The organism is Enterococcus sp. DIV0436a (assembly GCF_051711605.1).
Classification (GTDB): Bacteria; Bacillota; Bacilli; order Lactobacillales; family Enterococcaceae; genus Enterococcus_B; species Enterococcus_B faecium.
In genome coordinates, this window is sequence record NZ_JBIONA010000001.1 from 1819621 (window position 1) to 1835592 (window position 15972).

The 15972-nt window shown below is 37.0% G+C and carries 15 protein-coding genes; 1 reads left to right on the forward strand and 14 read right to left on the reverse strand.

Translation table 11 applies throughout. The features are described 5' to 3' along the window. Positions 1 to 15: 15 nt before the first annotated feature. The 3 genes from IGL15_RS08875 to IGL15_RS08885 are packed head-to-tail and all read right to left on the reverse strand — an operon-like array spanning position 16 to position 3389. Positions 16 to 1167, reverse strand: coding sequence for a glycoside hydrolase family 88 protein (locus tag IGL15_RS08875; RefSeq protein ID WP_002306322.1), 1152 nt, complete (start codon positions 1165 to 1167; stop codon positions 16 to 18). Then, complete coding sequence (locus IGL15_RS08880; protein ID WP_104765405.1) at positions 1157 to 3001, reverse strand: DUF2264 domain-containing protein; 1845 nt, start codon at positions 2999 to 3001, stop codon at positions 1157 to 1159. Before IGL15_RS08880 ends, IGL15_RS08875 begins: the two co-directional genes overlap by 11 nt. Continuing rightward, on the reverse strand, positions 2994 to 3389 hold the full coding sequence (locus IGL15_RS08885; RefSeq protein WP_002332483.1) for a hypothetical protein: 396 nt from the start codon (positions 3387 to 3389) through the stop codon (positions 2994 to 2996). Before IGL15_RS08885 ends, IGL15_RS08880 begins: the two co-directional genes overlap by 8 nt. A 173-nt stretch (positions 3390 to 3562) precedes the next feature. Here IGL15_RS08885 and IGL15_RS08890 point away from each other — a divergent pair, with 173 nt between their 5' ends. Continuing rightward, complete coding sequence (locus tag IGL15_RS08890; protein ID WP_002332484.1) at positions 3563 to 4606, forward strand: LacI family DNA-binding transcriptional regulator; 1044 nt, start codon at positions 3563 to 3565, stop codon at positions 4604 to 4606. Positions 4607 to 4795: 189 nt separating this feature from the next. On the opposite strand, the gene IGL15_RS08895 is transcribed toward IGL15_RS08890, so the two are convergent. From IGL15_RS08895 to IGL15_RS08945, 11 genes are all read right to left on the reverse strand, one after another. Beyond that, positions 4796 to 6469 carry a heparinase II/III family protein gene (locus tag IGL15_RS08895; RefSeq protein ID WP_104765406.1) on the reverse strand — a complete coding sequence of 558 codons (1674 nt, stop codon included), beginning with the start codon at positions 6467 to 6469 and terminating at the stop codon, positions 4796 to 4798. A gap of 253 nt (positions 6470 to 6722) precedes the next feature. Further along, positions 6723 to 7319 carry a hypothetical protein gene (locus IGL15_RS08900; protein ID WP_002306317.1) on the reverse strand — a complete coding sequence of 199 codons (597 nt, stop codon included), beginning with the start codon at positions 7317 to 7319 and terminating at the stop codon, positions 6723 to 6725. Further along, positions 7309 to 8697 carry a HAMP domain-containing sensor histidine kinase gene (locus IGL15_RS08905; RefSeq protein ID WP_258077696.1) on the reverse strand — a complete coding sequence of 463 codons (1389 nt, stop codon included), beginning with the start codon at positions 8695 to 8697 and terminating at the stop codon, positions 7309 to 7311. Before IGL15_RS08905 ends, IGL15_RS08900 begins: the two co-directional genes overlap by 11 nt. After that, positions 8694 to 9350, reverse strand: coding sequence for a response regulator transcription factor (locus IGL15_RS08910; RefSeq protein WP_002302578.1), 657 nt, complete (start codon positions 9348 to 9350; stop codon positions 8694 to 8696). Before IGL15_RS08910 ends, IGL15_RS08905 begins: the two co-directional genes overlap by 4 nt. Then, on the reverse strand, positions 9325 to 10023 hold the full coding sequence (locus IGL15_RS08915) for a DUF1361 domain-containing protein (RefSeq protein WP_104765408.1): 699 nt from the start codon (positions 10021 to 10023) through the stop codon (positions 9325 to 9327). Before IGL15_RS08915 ends, IGL15_RS08910 begins: the two co-directional genes overlap by 26 nt. A 22-nt stretch (positions 10024 to 10045) precedes the next feature. After that, positions 10046 to 10897, reverse strand: coding sequence for a polysaccharide deacetylase family protein (locus IGL15_RS08920; protein WP_002331495.1), 852 nt, complete (start codon positions 10895 to 10897; stop codon positions 10046 to 10048). 16 nt (positions 10898 to 10913) lie between these two features. Then, positions 10914 to 11804 (reverse strand): LCP family protein, encoded by an 891-nt coding sequence (locus tag IGL15_RS08925; protein WP_104765409.1) that lies wholly within the window; start codon positions 11802 to 11804, stop codon positions 10914 to 10916. A 154-nt stretch (positions 11805 to 11958) separates the two neighbouring features. Then, a complete protein-coding gene (locus IGL15_RS08930; RefSeq protein WP_002323245.1) occupies positions 11959 to 13131 on the reverse strand; it encodes an IS256-like element IS1542 family transposase in 1173 nt (390 codons plus the stop codon). A 167-nt stretch (positions 13132 to 13298) separates the two neighbouring features. Beyond that, entirely contained in the window at positions 13299 to 14186 is an 888-nt protein-coding gene (locus tag IGL15_RS08935; protein WP_104765598.1) for a polysaccharide deacetylase family protein, read from the reverse strand. Positions 14187 to 14551: 365 nt separating this feature from the next. Then, the gene (locus tag IGL15_RS08940; RefSeq protein ID WP_002302931.1) at positions 14552 to 15046 is read right to left on the reverse strand and encodes a GNAT family N-acetyltransferase; all 495 of its coding nucleotides are present in this window, start codon (positions 15044 to 15046) and stop codon (positions 14552 to 14554) included. Between the two features lie 94 nt (positions 15047 to 15140). Next, a complete protein-coding gene (locus IGL15_RS08945) occupies positions 15141 to 15956 on the reverse strand; it encodes a PHP domain-containing protein (RefSeq protein ID WP_002332491.1) in 816 nt (271 codons plus the stop codon). Positions 15957 to 15972: the final 16 nt, after the last annotated feature.

The following is a 15972-nucleotide window of genomic DNA, read 5'->3' on the forward strand; positions in this document are numbered from 1 at the left end:
CTCTTCTCTTATACATCACCAGTAACAGTACCATGTTTTAGCTAGACGAGTGATCCCTTCTACATAAAAGTAATCGCCCCAGATCACACATTCATCTACACCTTTTAAGCTGTTTTTATCATAAACGGCATGGAGAAGCAGACCGTTTGATCCGTTAACTCGTTTCGTTGTATAGTTTTTCTGTAATTCTTCCAAGATTTTGATTGCTATCTCTTCGTAATCGAAATGACGAGGATCTGAAACAGGCAGTTGTTTGGAAAGTTCTAGCAATCCACATGCCGCTATAGCTGCTGCAGAACTATCTTTTTCCTCTTGGCTATCTTCTTTGAATATTAGATCCCAATAACAAATCAAATCCTCAGGAAGCTCTTGTAGAAAATAATCGGCAAGTTGCGTGGCGGTCTCTAAAAAAGAACCATCTCCCGTGTATAAATAGCTTAACGTGAACCCATAGATTCCCCAAGCTTGTCCACGTGCCCAACAAGATTCATCTGAATAACCTTGCTGTGTACGACCATATTTCGGCGTTCCAGTAACATCATCGAAATAATACGTATGATAAGTAGTAGCATTGTCTCTCACGATATATTTTTGGGTTTGCTTAGCATGGCTGTAAGCAGCTCTTTTATATTTCTCATCTCCGGTAGCCTCAGTGGCAAAGTACAGCAATGGCAAATTCATCAAACAGTCAATGATCATGCGTCCACGCTGCTTTGGATCATCTAAATCTCCCCAAGCTTGTATAATTTGAGCTTTGGGAGAATACCGCTCCATCAATCGATCAGCTGCTTGTATAGCCATTTGTTTTGACGACTTATTTTTATTCAAACGATAATCAACAACAGCCGATAATTGATATAAGAATCCGATATCATGCGTATCCAATGCTATATCTTTTTCTAAACGCTTTCTAAACGAAGCTAGCTGACTTTCAATCGTTCGATCAAAATCTTTTGAATTAGAGAGCTCCTTTGTTAAAAACAACATTCCTAACCAAAAACTAGCCGTCCAATCTGTATTTTCTTCTGCTTCATATATCTGATTCTTACTAGCCGCAGCAGGCACGAGAAATTCAAATTTCCCTTGATTTTCACGCACCTGTTTTTCGATAAAATCAATTTCTGAAGCTAGCCATTCTAACTTAACTACATTTGTTCTATTTTTCATCGTAGTACTTTTCCTCCAACTTTACATTAATCCTTTGTCCCAGTTGCCCAATTTCTATATTTTCCCCAATAATTTCTACTGTAGGTTCTTCAAAAAACTGGTCTGGTAAAACACCGCTGATCACAGATATAAATACTTGTTTTCCGCTTTCAGCCACGCCTGTCAAATATGGTAATAGTGTTACCGGAAAATAGAGACTTGTATTAGGTTCAGGTCGGATAATCCCAGCTTTCTTGTATCCAATGATGTTCTTAATCCTCGAAGTACCAATGATCGATCGTGCTGCGGCACATTGTCCCGCTATACATCTATTTGTATTTTCCATTGGTACACTAAACCCGCCTTCATACACATACAGCAACCGTTCACTCCATATTTCATGGATACGCAAATGCCCGTTTTCAAGCGGAACGATTGTACTTTTTATTGTCACATCTGACCAAGGACGCCATAAATGGACAACTCGGTCTAACTCGATCGAAAACATTTCATCTAATTCTTTTGTCCGAAAGTGACGGCCATCTTCAGACAACGCCAAACAACTATCATAAGCTCCTTCACCATATGATCCGTTGCTTTTTGGCACACTGAAACCAAAAAGGGTTGAATAAACAAATTTACTGTATTTCGCACTCCCATGATTTTGATTTTGAATGAACTGTCCCGCCGGAAAAGCTTGCACATGTTTTAATGTCTGATCATATTGATACATATTTTCGCTAGAAGGTACTGCTTTTTTACGTACTTCTATTTTTAATTCGAGTGCTTCTGCTTGCCAATAAGGATGATCATCAGGGACTGCTAATAACAAAAACGTTTTGAATGCCCAATAAGGGGATCCTGGGCCATTGTATCCTTCCGCAAAAACCATATTTTGATAATAATAACCAACTGACAGCAACCCATCAGTTGTCAGCATCTCTTGATGATTCCAATATTTCAAATGTCGACTGATCAATACTTTGATCTCGCCCCACGGCAATGCTTCGACATTAGCAAAAACTAACGCACTAAAAAATGACACTTGCGCAAAGCGATAAGTCAAGCTACGCCCAAATGGAAGCCCTCTTCCTTCTTCATCAAACCAATATTTAAATGTTTGAGCAAACAAGCATGCCCTTTGCTTCATTCTTTTGACACGCATCGGATCTTCTTTTTCCATGAAGCGGCAATAGATCAAACTATAGTAGTGGATAGCAAAGGAAACATAATAATCTACTTGTGTCTCAACTCCGTCACAATACCACCCCTCGCCTTGATAAAAGCTTTCAATAGTTTCAAGATCTTTCTCCAACAAACTCTTTGAATAACTTCTTCCACAATTTTTCATCGCTAAATTGATCAGTACACGGAAGAAATGCCAATTATTTCTCGGTAAAGAAGATTCATTAACCTGCATTAGCCAATGATGAAGATTTTTTTGTGCCTGCGGTTCTAATCGATCCCAAATATTTTCTTTATTCAGCAACAAGGACGTACTAAGAGAAGCCATCTCTACGATCAATTGATCAGAAGAATCGATTTCTCCCCAATAATCTGGACTTCTTGGGTCTACGCCTTTCGTTATCCCTTCAAGATAAACTTCTGTAAGAGGATGCGGCTTGTTTGTGATAAAAGGTCCTAATCCCCATAACGGTCTTAAGTATGCTTCGATTTGTCTACGATCTTCTGTATATACCGTTCCATGCGTCCCTAACTTCAAGCGCCCGGGTCGTTTCTCATAAAAGACGCTTAATGGCTCTAGCAAACCCAAAAACATTTCTTCAATATCTTCTTTTGATAAACAATCATTGAACCTTAAACTATTTTGTCTTCCCCTCTTTCTTTCATTCACTCTCGTTCCTCCTTTCAATCAGCAGCCCCTTTATAAAACCATAATATTCTCCATATACTTTAATCCGCTCTCCTACACGAAAGCATTGATTTTGATCGTTGAATATCATAAAAACGTTTCCTTGAGTTTGCAATAAGAAGCGATCGCCATTTTCCACTTTGCCGCTTTTTCGATCTGATTTGATGATAGTCCCCTCTAAAGAAACCATTTCACGTAAAGGTACTTCATCGTTTTGCCATTCTTGTTCAGAAACGCTTCGAGCATTTTCTTTTAACTTTTCTTCTTGTTTTTTACTAAAATTATTTATTTGCTTACGATTGTCGTTCATGTACCCTGTTGCTAAAAACAGACTACAAATAACGATAACCATAGTTACTAACCCTTTCAATTTTCTCCCACCCCTCCTTTTTGATAGCGCTTCCTTAAAAAGATAGTACTTTTTTACTCAGGAAAAATCAATAGTTTTTAGTAAAATATTTTTATTTGTAATTTTTTTACTTTGCTTTTTTACTTGAAAGAAATATACTGTATATAAGAAATTGAATGAATGAGGGGTACAAAATGGCCACTATTACTGATATCGCAAAAGCTGCAGCAGTATCGATCTCTACTGTTTCGAGAGTATTAAATTATGACTCTACCTTGTCTGTTACTGAAGAAACGAAGCGGAAGATTTTTGAAATTGCTGAAGAACTGAATTACACAAAATATAAGCAAAAAAAGAAACAGAAAAGAAACATAAAAAAAGTAGGAGAAAAAAAAGAACGATCGCTTGGTATTATCCAATGGCGCTTAGATGAGGAAGAATTAGATGATATATATTACATGTCCATTCGCTTAGGAGTAGAAAAACGTGCTGCCGAGCTAGGATATAACGTATTGAAGATTTCTCACTTAGATGATCAATCAATAGAATCAGTGGATGGTCTCTTAGCTATTGGTAAATTTACCCAGGAAAGAATCGATGAATTCGCAGCACTTCATGAACATTTCTGTGTAATAGGAAGTAATTTCCCTTTGAACAACTATGATTCCGTAAACACCGATTTTGCCCAAGCAACTGAACTAGCCTTAGGACATTTATTTTCTCTTGGCCATAAAGAGATTGCTTTTATTGGGGCTGAAGAAACAGATAATCTTCATAGTTATCGTCAATATAAGACACCAACTACTAACACTTTCATTGATGTTATGCAATTTCATGGCTTATATAAAGAAGAGTATTTTATCTTGAAGGAAAATAGTCGCTTGGATGTCCCTACAGGAGAAGAACTGACCTTGCAAGCATTGAAAAGCTGGAATGAAAAGTTGCCCACTGCTATTTTAGCAGCAAATGATTCATTTGCGATCGGTATTATCCATAAATTGACAGAAGCTGGGATTCGCGTGCCGGAAGAAATCAGTGTGATGGGAATAAACGATCTTTCGATTTCTCGTTATGTCTCACCTTCTTTATCAACTGTTCATGCATTTACAGAAGAAATGGGCGAAATGGGCGTGAACGTTTTAGATGAACGAATTAAAAATCCCGGAATCGCTAAACGAATTCTACTTAGTACAGAATTAGTTATCCGACAATCGACAGCTTCTCCACGTCAAACGTAGAGAAATAAGAGGTTGTGAAAAAATTGTCCTACATCAAGCAATAAGAACAGCTAAGCAAAAACAGCTCTTCCTGTTTTATGAATAGTGATTTATAAAAGTGGAGTTGGCAGGAAAACATGGTTTACTCCGAAAAAGGGCTGTGACGCGTTTATTGTCACAGCCCTTTTTAAGTTGAAGTGTTCAAGTTTATCACATAAGTAAAAAGGAAGTAATAATCTCAGTTTCTTTGGCAACACGATACATCGCTTGTATTTGATGCGCTTCGCAAAGACCACCATCATGCCGGTGATATTGTTTTTTTATCACATTGAGGCTAATCAAAAAACGCGTATCGAATTTGATTTCAACTACTTCGTTGCTTGTACTTAGAATAACTTTTTTCTCCTCTATTACTGGTTCAATATGAGACACGAAATTCTCTATGATCTCATTTTTTGCTTTACTGAAACAAAACCGATCATGGAGCACTAAGATTTTTTTCTGTTCATGAACAGAAAAATGACGGGTAAATTTTTCTATATAAGATTCAGTACTATATGTTTCGGCCAAGTTGTAAGTGATTTCCCCGTTAGCGCAATCCGTTCTTACCACTTCTGCTTTTCCGTCGTTAACGACTTGTGAACAACCATTTAAGATAGGCAGATGATGGCTCTTAGCTGAAGTAACGAAATACTGATACCGTTTTGCTTCATCAAAGTATTCTTTAGTATATTCCCCTGCCCCTAGGTCTGTTAGGAACAATACTTCGTGATTGCCAAATACAAAATGACCAACATCCAAATGATTATGGCTTTCTCGATTGTCACCACCTTTTGCTGCGAAAAATAGATCTTGTTTTACTGAATTTAGGATAAACCATTGAGCATCTGGAAAATAGTTACACTGTCTGTTAATAACACTCGACTCCTTCTTTTTTGTCCATCGAAGATTATGATAGAGATGAGCAAAACGGTAACACTTGTCAAAATCCAAAGAACTGACTGTCTCTATAGGAATATCTGCACCGAATCTCGATACGCAAAAGCTTAAGAGTCCACTTGGCAAGTTTGGTTGAGAAAAATCTGAAAAAGGAAGATAAGTATTATTTATTCTTACTTTCCCAGGAAATTCCGCTATTTTCTTGACCTTATTTATCTCTAAATAATAATGATTTCCTGTCGATTCGGCTAATTTTTCAGCATAATAAATATAATAACCAAATCCATAACCCCAGTATCCCACACCTTCTGTGCAGACACCGTCTTCTCCAAAGCTACGAAGATAGTTCTTAAGCGAAATATCGATTTTTGTCAGGAGTCGTTCTAAACGATCGCTTTTTTTAGGAAACAAGGACAAACAAGCCATCCCGATGCATCCGCCGATTACAGCACTCCAGTTGTTTTTCTTTTGTTCCCATTCCCATGACTGTTTTTCAAAAGGCAAGATCAAACGTTTCTCTACTTCCTTTCTTATACGATTCGCAACGATAGGCGATAGCTCTTCTCCGACTTGTTCATAGATCTCAGCTAATGCCTGTCCCGTTTCAGCAGAAAATAAGTCGATATAAACCCTTGCTTGATCATTGGATAAAACTTGCTTTGACAAGTGAGCAGGCAGTGCCCATGTCCACTCATTACAAACTTCCCAAATTAATTGTTCCAACCATTCTTTGTTCTCACTGTTCTTTTCATAGAAATAAGCTAAAGCAGCCACAAACAATTGTCTTCTTCTAGCAAAATAACTAGATTCGTATCTCAATCGTTTACCCGTTTCAAAAAATTCCATAAATTCTTTTAATACAAAAGGCTCAATCTTGTTCTGCTGAATATACTCTTTATTGGCTTTAAAAATCTCCGTTTTTAAAGGATCAGCTATTGTTTTCATCATATCCTCCTTGAATGAAACCTTTTTATCTCATTTTACCAGATTTCAGTAAAAAAATATATTTTTAGTAAAAAATTGACCCTGTTTTTTTGGTTCGATTTTCATCTTTCCTTTGCTGTTAAGGATATAAGCAAACTCTATCTGATTTATCTCTGGATACCATGTCTTAGTAATATAAAAAAAGGTTGTGACAAAATTCTGATCACAACCTTTTGGCAAACGGTAGATTCACCCCTTCTTTCTAAATAATTCTTCATGCATAATTCAGCAACAATCGTGTCTCATCAATCAGAAAGTTTAATTTCTGTCCATTTTTCAAAGTGACAGTAATCATCTCACCATCTTCTTCGATTTTATCTGCTTTTAGAGGAAGATAGTTCAAGTAATCATCTATAATTTGTTTTTTCCCCCGGTTATTTTGATCTTCATCAAAATAAGATAACCGTACAACTTTTTTGTTCGTTTCATCAATGATTGCCGTTCCGTAGCCTGTTTGCGTGAGGAATTCCATTTGCCAAAATACGCTGTCCTCTGAGATCAAAACTTCATAGTCTTGTACAATTACTGGCTCTTTTGGCATGGATAGCTTTTGAAATAGCTGATTTAATTCCTCTCGCAGCCGATTGACCATATCTAATTGGCTCTGATCTGATTCTTCCATAATAGAAAAAGATTGGGCTTGGCTCATTGCTGTTTCGATAGAGGGAGAAGAAGCTGAACTTAAAGAAGAGATATCTACTGTTCTTTGTTCTTTTGCAGTAATACTACTCGCTAAAATATCTGGTAAAAAAAACAATCCTGCGCTGAATACCAGAAAGAAAGCAGAAAGAAGATATAATTTAATTTTCATCTGTTTCCCCTCCTAAAGCAAAATCGATCGTGATCATTGTCCCTGAATCTAGCGTACTTTCTATGTCAAAAGAACTATTATGCAATTCGGTTATTTTCTTTACCAAAGCTAATCCAAGTCCTAAATGTTTCGTTGTCCTTGAAGGATTTCCTGTAAAAAATTCATCTGTTACTTTAGACAAATTTTCTGGTGGTATCCCTCTCCCATTATCGGAAAACTGCAGAATATAACGCTTTTCTTTCTTTATTCCTTTGACCACTAATTTTCCATCTTCTGCTATAGCTTCTAATGAATTCGCCAGAATATTCATTGCTAGTAACTTGAAAAGATTGATGTCTAGCAAAATATTGGCAGGTTCTAGTTCGATGGTATAAGTAAATCCTTGTTTCATTCCTTTAAGAAACTTGTTTAGATCATTGCTGATCATGCTGGTCGATATTTCTTCAAGAGAGACATTTGTTCTTTCCAGTTCTATCAATTTCAAAATATCATTGGACAAATGTTTTAGCCGGTTGCTTTCTTCAAGGATATAATCGACAGATTCTTTGGCTGATTGGTCCAATTTTTCCCATTTCAGCATTTGCGCATAGCCGATAATGGAAGTCAGCGGCGTTCGAATCTCGTGAGAAAAGCTAGAAACAAATAAATCTTGCTTTTCCTTTGCCTGACGGAGAGTTTCTAAATCGTAGTTCAATTTATCAGCCATATTGTTCAAACTGTTCCCTAATTTCCCAATTTCGTCTTGAGTATTGACTATTGCCCGTTCTTTCGTCTTACCTTCTGTGATATGCTGGGCTACAGAAATCAGCTGATTGATGGGCTTCAAGATCATGCTTGTTAGAAAATAAGTGACGGGAATGATAGCCAAAAGCAAAAAGAGTAAAATCAGCCGAAAATAGACAAGGGAATCTTTCGCGATTTCTTCATAGTTCTTTGCTTGATGGTAAGTAGCTAAACGATAGGTAGTGTCGGGTATCTTTGAAGTCGAATAAAGTATCTTTTTGTTTTTAACAGTAACCATATCACTGATTTCTACAATACGATTAGACAATTCTTTTGGAGAATCGTATTTTTCAAACAAAGTAGGCTTTGTACTAAAAACCGTATTACCTTTTTTGTCTAGAATCTTAAATTCTCCGATTTTGGCTGCAGCTACGAATTCACCATTTTTTCTCATTTCATCTGTTGTTTCATCTCCGTCTGTTTTCGTCGACAAAAGCAGTAAGAGATTTTTCTGTTGGTTGACTAGCACTTCTTTTTCTTGAGAAACTGTGCGCTGGTAAATCGCATGCAGTGTAAAACCACTGACCACCAAATAAATGAGTAAAAAGAAGAATAATAATGAAAAGAAAACTTTGCTCGTATATTTCAAGTTCACCCCTCCAATAGGTAACCTACACCATAAATCGTACGCAAGTCCTGTCCTAATTGCAATTTATTTCTGATTCGTTGGATGTGTAAATCAAGCGTTCTGGAGTTGGGTTCTTCTTCCCTTCCCCAGATTTTTTGATAGATTTTTTCTCTTGGCAAAATAATTGCTTTATTTCTAATTAAGTAAAGAAGTAATTCATATTCTTTAGGAGTCAAAGAAACAGCTTGATTTCTTGCAGTGACGGCTCTTGTTTTTTCATTGATTTCGATATACTTCCATTTCAATAATTTATTTGAGCTAGATTTTCCGTTTCTTCGAAGAACAACTTCCACCCGTGCCAGCAATTCTTCTAGATCAAATGGCTTTGTTATATAATCTTCAGCTCCTGACCTTAATCCGCTCACTCGGTCGGAAATCTGGTCTTTGGCTGTCAAGAAAATAACGGGGAGATCATACTCACGCATATACGCAAATACTTCATAACCATCGATTTCAGGAAGCATGATATCCAACAACGCCAAATCAAATTCCTGCTGCTCGATGATATCTGCCGCTTCCTTTCCTGTGAATACTGAATAGACCGTATAGCCATTTTTTTCTAATGTACGAACTAAAAGTTTATTGATTGCAAGATTATCTTCTACTACTAGTATCTTCATACAGATCCTCACCTTCTGCCAATAGAGCAAATTTTATCCCTAACTTATAAATATACACGAATATCAGTGAAAAGAAAAAGATGAGTACGATCAATAAAAAAGATGGACTGTCTATCCTGGCAAATGCTTCGATCAATCTCATGAGCGTTTCTTTGCTGTCGGTGAAGACGTCTGTACTGTTCAATCTTAAAAAGCGACCGAAGTAAATCCCTATGGCGTTGATAAACAAGATGATGCTGACAACTAACCATTGATAGACGCCTATTCCGATTTTTTTGACGATTATATCGGTAACTATCCATAAGCTTTCACAACCCAAAAATGTGGTTGGAAAGACAGAAAGAACGACTAGCAACAATTTATACCAGATTTCCATCTCCATACTTATCATCATAGTTGATGGATCATAAGGTGAAAGCAAAGACAGATGGAATAAATCGGTGAACAAATAAAAGTTATTGGGAAAAAACAGTAACCAGAATAAGATCAGCACGAGAGAGACTAATTTGGATCTGCTGGATTTTATCCACATCGCTAATTCAATCGGGATATATGCCAGAATCGTATTAGTAAAAAATAAATAAAAAACACTTTTTTCATAAAAAGAAAGATAAAGAACGAGCAGCAACAAAATGTAATATCCTCTAATAAAATACATCTGCTTTTGAATCATTGGACATCTCTCCTTTTTTAAACTAAACGGGTCGGTGATCATTGCGCCCATAATAATTTTCTGCTTTTGATGGATTATCTAATAAATCGCTGATGGTCGTAAAAGTATATCCTTCTCTTTTTAATTCATCAATCAGCACAGGAACAGCATCTACGGTCTCAGGATAGATATCATGTAGTAAGATAATTGCACCGTCATATACTGTGCTTTTTACTTGCTGCAGAATTTTTTCCTTTTGTCTAGATTGCCAATCTTTCGAGTCAACAGACCATTCGATCATTGGGCGATTAATGATTCCTGCTCCTTTTTTTGTGATAGAGCCATACGGAGGTCGGACATATGCTGGCTTTTTACCGATTGCTTTCAAAATAGCGTTATCTGTTTGAGTAATTTCAGCACTAATTTCCTGGTCAGATAGACCTGCTAAATCTTTATGTGAAAATGTATGGCTGCCGATTTGATGACCATCTTGTACCTCTTTTTTCAAAAGTTGTTCGTTCTGGGAAACATTTTCTCCTAGAACAAAAAAAGTGGCATGTATATCTTTTTGTTTTAAAACTTCTAAAAGTTTTGGCGTTGTGGACGGATTAGGCCCGTCATCAAAGGTAAGAGCAATGGTCTTTGATGATTTCATTGTATCTTCCGTTTCTTTATTTTTTTCATTTTTTGTTTGCTGTTCCTTTGTGGTGATCGTTGGACTGGTAGAATTTTGTATTTCTGTTTGCTCTTGTTTCCTGGAGCTTTCAGTATTTTCTATTGTTTTGTCTTCGTTCGTTGAGGGCGTGAAGACTCTGTCTGCCATATAGACGCTTCCCCCTGTGATCCCTATTAGAAGGATGATTATTCCAAAGGCTATCAAACTTTTTTTAATCATATTCCTCTCTCCTGCTTTACTGTAATTGCTGACTGATTCGTTTGATTTCTGCATCAGTCATTTTTTGGTAAGATATGCCGTCAATTATTTCTTCTTCCCCTTTTAATTGATCCGTACTCATTTTAAATTTGTTGTTCTTCGTTATATATAATTTCAGCAATTCTCCCAAAGGTAAATTGGTTTTCATATTGTTGCCTAAAACATTGATGATTTTGTCTACTTTAGGTATGGATTCCAGAGTCAATAGCTTCTGCATAATCGCTTTGATCACTTTTTGCTGTCGAATTTGTCTCCCATAGTCACCATTAGGATCGTCATATCTCATTCTTGACCAGGCAAGTGCTTCTTCTGGAGATAACGTAAGGGAGCCTTTTGGGAAATCATAGTGATCAAAGCTGAAAGCAAAATCATTGACCACTTCAATATCGCCAACGATACTTAGAATACTCTCCAGCCCTTTCATATTCATTGCCATGTAGTAGGGAATAGTAGTATCAAGCATACTCTCTGTCGTTTGGATAGTAGTTTGTTCTCCTCCGTAAGCATAAGCGGCATTCAATTTGTCAAATCTGTTTTGTCCTGCGATTTGAACATAGGTATCTCGCTCTAGACTAATCAATTTTATTGCTTCATTTTTCAGATCAACATGAGCAGCAATCATTGAATCCGATCTTCCTCGTTCCGTCCTTCCAAATTCTCCAGTATCTACACCTAATAGCAGTACATTGAACCGATCGGGTAATTGTGTGTCTGTATCGGCTGAATATTTCACATTCATGTTGGCGGCTGTTTTTTTTGAAACCTCAGACAGGTTTTGCAATTTCATATATTCGCTTACACCATAAGCACCTGCTGCTATAATAAACATCAATAGAAAAATAGATATGATTTTTAACGTTTTATACATTTATCTTCTCCTCCTTTGCTGTTAAGGATAGAAGCAAAATCTATCTGATTTGTATCTAAATACCATACTTTAGAGAAATTAAAAAAAGGTTGTGCCAAAATTCAGTCAAGTCCATAATCCTGTGTAAAATACTATACAATGTTTTACCGGTCTCTCATTGATCAAACTTAATATATTTTCTTGTAGAACTGAGCCATTCGTCATGAAGGTCCATAAGGACAGCTCCAATTAATCGATTGGCAGACGTTCGGTTGGGAAAAATCCGAATAATCTTTTCTCTTCTGCGGACTTCCTGGTTCAGTCGTTCAAGAAGGTTGGTGCTTTTTAGCCGATTATGACTATTTCCGATAACCGTGTATTGAAAGGCATCTTCGAAGCCATTATCCAATATTTCGCAGGCTTTTGTATATTTAGGCTGGTCGATATATTCACCGACTAAGGCATTCTTAGCTGTTCGAGCGAGTTCAATATCCGTAAACTTAAAGATCGCTTTTACTGCTTCTCTAAACGGTTTTGAATTCTTTTTTGGAATGGAACTGAAGATGTTTCTTAAAAAATGGACCTGGCATCTCTGCCAACTTGCGTTGGTAAATGACTTACGAATCGCAGACACTAGGCCTTTATGGGCATCAGAAATGATGAGTTCTGTCCCCTTTAGGCCGCGTTCTTTTAAGTATTCAAAGAAGATGGACCATGTGTCATCACTTTCTTCATTTTGAATCATGAAGCCAATGATTTCACGGTCGCCACCTTCTGTTATCCCGATCGCAATATGGCAGCTTTTAGAAAGCACTCGATGGTCCTCACGGACTTTTATGTAGAGAACATCAGTCATCAGATAAGGATAATTCGTACCTGAGAGTGAACGGTTCTGCCATTCGTTGACCATCGGGTCTAACTGCTCAGTCAGGCTAGAAACAAAAGATTTCGATACAGATTTTCCACATAGCTCTTCAACAATCTTTGAAACTTTACGTGTCGAAACGCCCGAAACATACATCTCAAGCATTGAAGCGAGCAGTGCCTTTTCATTTCGCTGATAACGCTCAAACACCGTCGGTGAAAATTCACCATCACGTGTTCTAGGCACTTTTAATTCGAGTGTACCCACACGAGTCGTAAAGTCTCGCTCATAATAGCCATTTCTTTGACTCTGACGACTTTCTGAACGTTCATAGTCATCGGCTTGAATATATTCTGTTCGTTGATTTTCCATCAATTGGTTGAAAACAGTGGTTAAAATATTTTTAGAAACATCATCTTTTACCGAATGTTCAATAATACTTTGAACCTCTTCGTTGTTCAGTGTAAAATGTACTTGGGTCATGTAACGTCCTCCTGGGTATGTTTTTGTGGTTAAAAACATTGTACCGTAAAAGGGCTGTTACATGGCCTTTTATCTTTTACACAATTATATGGACTTTATCCAAAATTCTTGTCACAACCTCTTGATAAACGGTATTCTAAAAGTAGCTTTTTCGAAAAATAATTTATTTACTGAACTGGCCGATGATCGTTTCTGCCATAATAGTTCTCTACAGCCGTTGGATGTCCTAATAAATCCCCAACTGTCGTGATGCGATAGCCTTGCTCTTTCAGATAATCGATCACTTGAGGAACGGAACGAATCGTTTCAGGATAGATATCATGGAATAAAATAATTGCCCCATCGTATACTGTTGCTTGGATCTTCTGCAAAATCAAATCAGGATTTCTTGTCTTCCAATCTTCTGAATCAACAGACCATTCGATGATCGGTCGCTGGATGATCGTTGCTCCTACATTCGTGACAGAACCATAGGGCGGACGAACAAAAGCGGGGGTTTTGCCAGTGACTTTTTTGATCTCAGTGTCTGCTTTCGTCACTTCCTCCGTCATCGACTGGGCAGAAAGAGTGGCCAGATTCTGATGATCGTATGTGTGATTGCCAATCTCGTGCCCTGTTTCAGCTGTCTGCTTCACGATTTCAGGATGCTGCGCCGTATTTTCTCCTAAGACGAAAAAAGTGACATGCACGTTTTTTTCTTTTAAGATTCGCAGAAGCTGCGGCGTTGTGGTCGCTCCTGGTCCATCATCAAAGCTGATTGCGACGCTTTTGACAGCCGTATCTCGGCTCGTTTTTGTACTGTCTTGTGTTGATTGTGATGACTGACTTTGTACCTTTTTCGCTGATTCTTGAATGGCTTCTTTGACGTTAGCTGTTTCAGTTGATTGGCTTTTAAAGGTTGATTGTTCTGATTGTTTGAAAGATTGTGACGAATGCTCCGAAGAATGTGCTTGTCCTTTCACTTCGGTGATCAAGGAGGCCACCGAAGTAACTTCGAAAAATAAAATACCTAGCAAAGCAATAATCCCAATAACTAAAAAAGACTGTTTTGACATACACATTCTTCCTTTAATCCTTATTTTTGCAGAATTCTCAAGAAACAAATTTTTTGCTACTTTATAATTACTTTATTATCACTTTATTGTTATATTATCTTCAGTTAGTTCAAAATCAGCGTTCGATAATACTCAGCCTAAAATAAAGGGCTAACATTTCTTTAGAAATTTCTGCTATTTCTCATTGATACTAGGATAAATGATAAATGAATGGCATATGAGATAAAAATGATTTTTTTTACTGTTATTTGATTAATTAATATGATAATTAAAAAAATTCATCCTCACTTTACTCTTTTCAATTGAAACATTCTATGATAATGACCGCTTCCAAGTGTAAAAACACTTGAAAGCGGTCATTATTATTATTCGTAAGATTTTCCTAAAATAGTTAAATCAGTCAACTGATCATCCATGTTTGCAACTTTAGGTAAATGCCCCCACTGCTCAAATCCGTTTTTTCGGAATAGGTTGATGCTCGCTTGATTGGTAGCAAACACAAAAGCTAAAAGTGTATCGATCTTACAATCTAAAAGTTGAGATTCAGCAAATGATAATGCTTTTTGTCCTAATCCATGTTTTCGGTAATTTGAATCAATATAAATACTTATCTCTGCAGTTTTTGCATAAGCTGGTCTCCCGTAAAAATCGCTAAGACTCACCCATCCTGCGATATTTTGATCGATCTTCATAACCCACATCGGGCGTTCTTTTGATTGATGGGCATCAAACCATGCCTTTTTCGATTCTATTGTAACTGGTTCTAAATCAGCTGTAGATAAGCGAGTTGGAATCGCTTGATTGTAAATTTCCACGATTCTAGGCAAATCCTGGATCTGTGATAAAGAAAAGTTGATCATCGTTCACAATCCCCTCATACGTAATTGAGGTTATTATATCATTATCTATAGTTGCTGCAATCATTTTTTCATTTTTCTGAAACAGGTAGTTTATTCAATTATAGAGTAGTTGATCGGGAAATTCTCGCGCATCTGTGATCAATGTCCTGCCAAATCCTGTAGTCCCTCTTATTCCATGAAAATCAGAACCGCCAAAACAAGAAAAATGATAGGTTTTGATGAGATCTGAAAGGATCTTAAGGTCTCTTATACGATGAGCTGGATGATACTTCTCCAAACCATCAATCCCGAATGAAGCGAGTTCTGGGATTAAATCATAGTTATCAAATTTTCCTGGACAGGCTAGAACAGTCAATCCACCACCGTATTTGATTGCCTCTATGGCATCATATACATTTATTTTTTTTCGATTATCAGAAACTCCTTCTGCTGTCATAAGTTTTTGATAAAACGTATGGTCCATCTGTGTACCATAGCCTCTTTTTTTCAATAAACGATATAAATGACAGGGATAAAGTGCAGTTGCCTTCTCTGCTTCCTTCCAAAGTTCCTCTTCCTTCAGATGATAACCTTCTGCCTGCAGTTTTTTTAACTTAAATAAAGTTTGATTGGTTTGAAAATGAAGTAACGGTCTGCACAACTGCTTGATATAGCTCCGATTTGAAAGATTATATCCCAATATGCGGACATGTTTTTGTCTTTTCAAGTCAAAAGCACTAATTTCGATTCCTTCGATCAAATTAACAGGCGACTCAAAGAATACTTCTTTTACTGCTTCTATCCCTGCGAATGTATGATGATCCACGATTGCTAAATGGTTTATTTCTTGAGCTGTCGCTAAAGACAAAAGTTCTTTTGGATGAAAAAAACCATTCGAATAGCAGCTATGCACATGTAAGTCTGCCTTCATTCCCGTTCTCCTCTTT

Bases quoted from the DNA above. Each gene is read 5' to 3' on its own strand.
- IGL15_RS08875 (WP_002306322.1), bottom strand. From the start codon at position 1,167: ATGAAAAATAGAACAAATGTAGTTAAGTTAGAATGGCTAGCTTCAGAA.
- IGL15_RS08890 (WP_002332484.1), top strand. From the start codon at position 3,563: ATGGCCACTATTACTGATATCGCAAAAGCTGCAGCAGTATCGATCTCT.
- IGL15_RS08895 (WP_104765406.1), bottom strand. From the start codon at position 6,469: ATGAAAACAATAGCTGATCCTTTAAAAACGGAGATTTTTAAAGCCAAT.
- IGL15_RS08900 (WP_002306317.1), bottom strand. From the start codon at position 7,319: ATGAAAATTAAATTATATCTTCTTTCTGCTTTCTTTCTGGTATTCAGC.
- IGL15_RS08910 (WP_002302578.1), bottom strand. From the start codon at position 9,350: ATGAAGATACTAGTAGTAGAAGATAATCTTGCAATCAATAAACTTTTA.
- IGL15_RS08915 (WP_104765408.1), bottom strand. From the start codon at position 10,023: ATGATTCAAAAGCAGATGTATTTTATTAGAGGATATTACATTTTGTTG.
- IGL15_RS08920 (WP_002331495.1), bottom strand. From the start codon at position 10,897: ATGATTAAAAAAAGTTTGATAGCCTTTGGAATAATCATCCTTCTAATA.
- IGL15_RS08925 (WP_104765409.1), bottom strand. From the start codon at position 11,804: ATGTATAAAACGTTAAAAATCATATCTATTTTTCTATTGATGTTTATT.
- IGL15_RS08930 (WP_002323245.1), bottom strand. From the start codon at position 13,131: ATGACCCAAGTACATTTTACACTGAACAACGAAGAGGTTCAAAGTATT.
- IGL15_RS08935 (WP_104765598.1), bottom strand. From the start codon at position 14,186: ATGTCAAAACAGTCTTTTTTAGTTATTGGGATTATTGCTTTGCTAGGT.
- IGL15_RS08940 (WP_002302931.1), bottom strand. From the start codon at position 15,046: ATGATCAACTTTTCTTTATCACAGATCCAGGATTTGCCTAGAATCGTG.
- IGL15_RS08945 (WP_002332491.1), bottom strand. From the start codon at position 15,956: ATGAAGGCAGACTTACATGTGCATAGCTGCTATTCGAATGGTTTTTTT.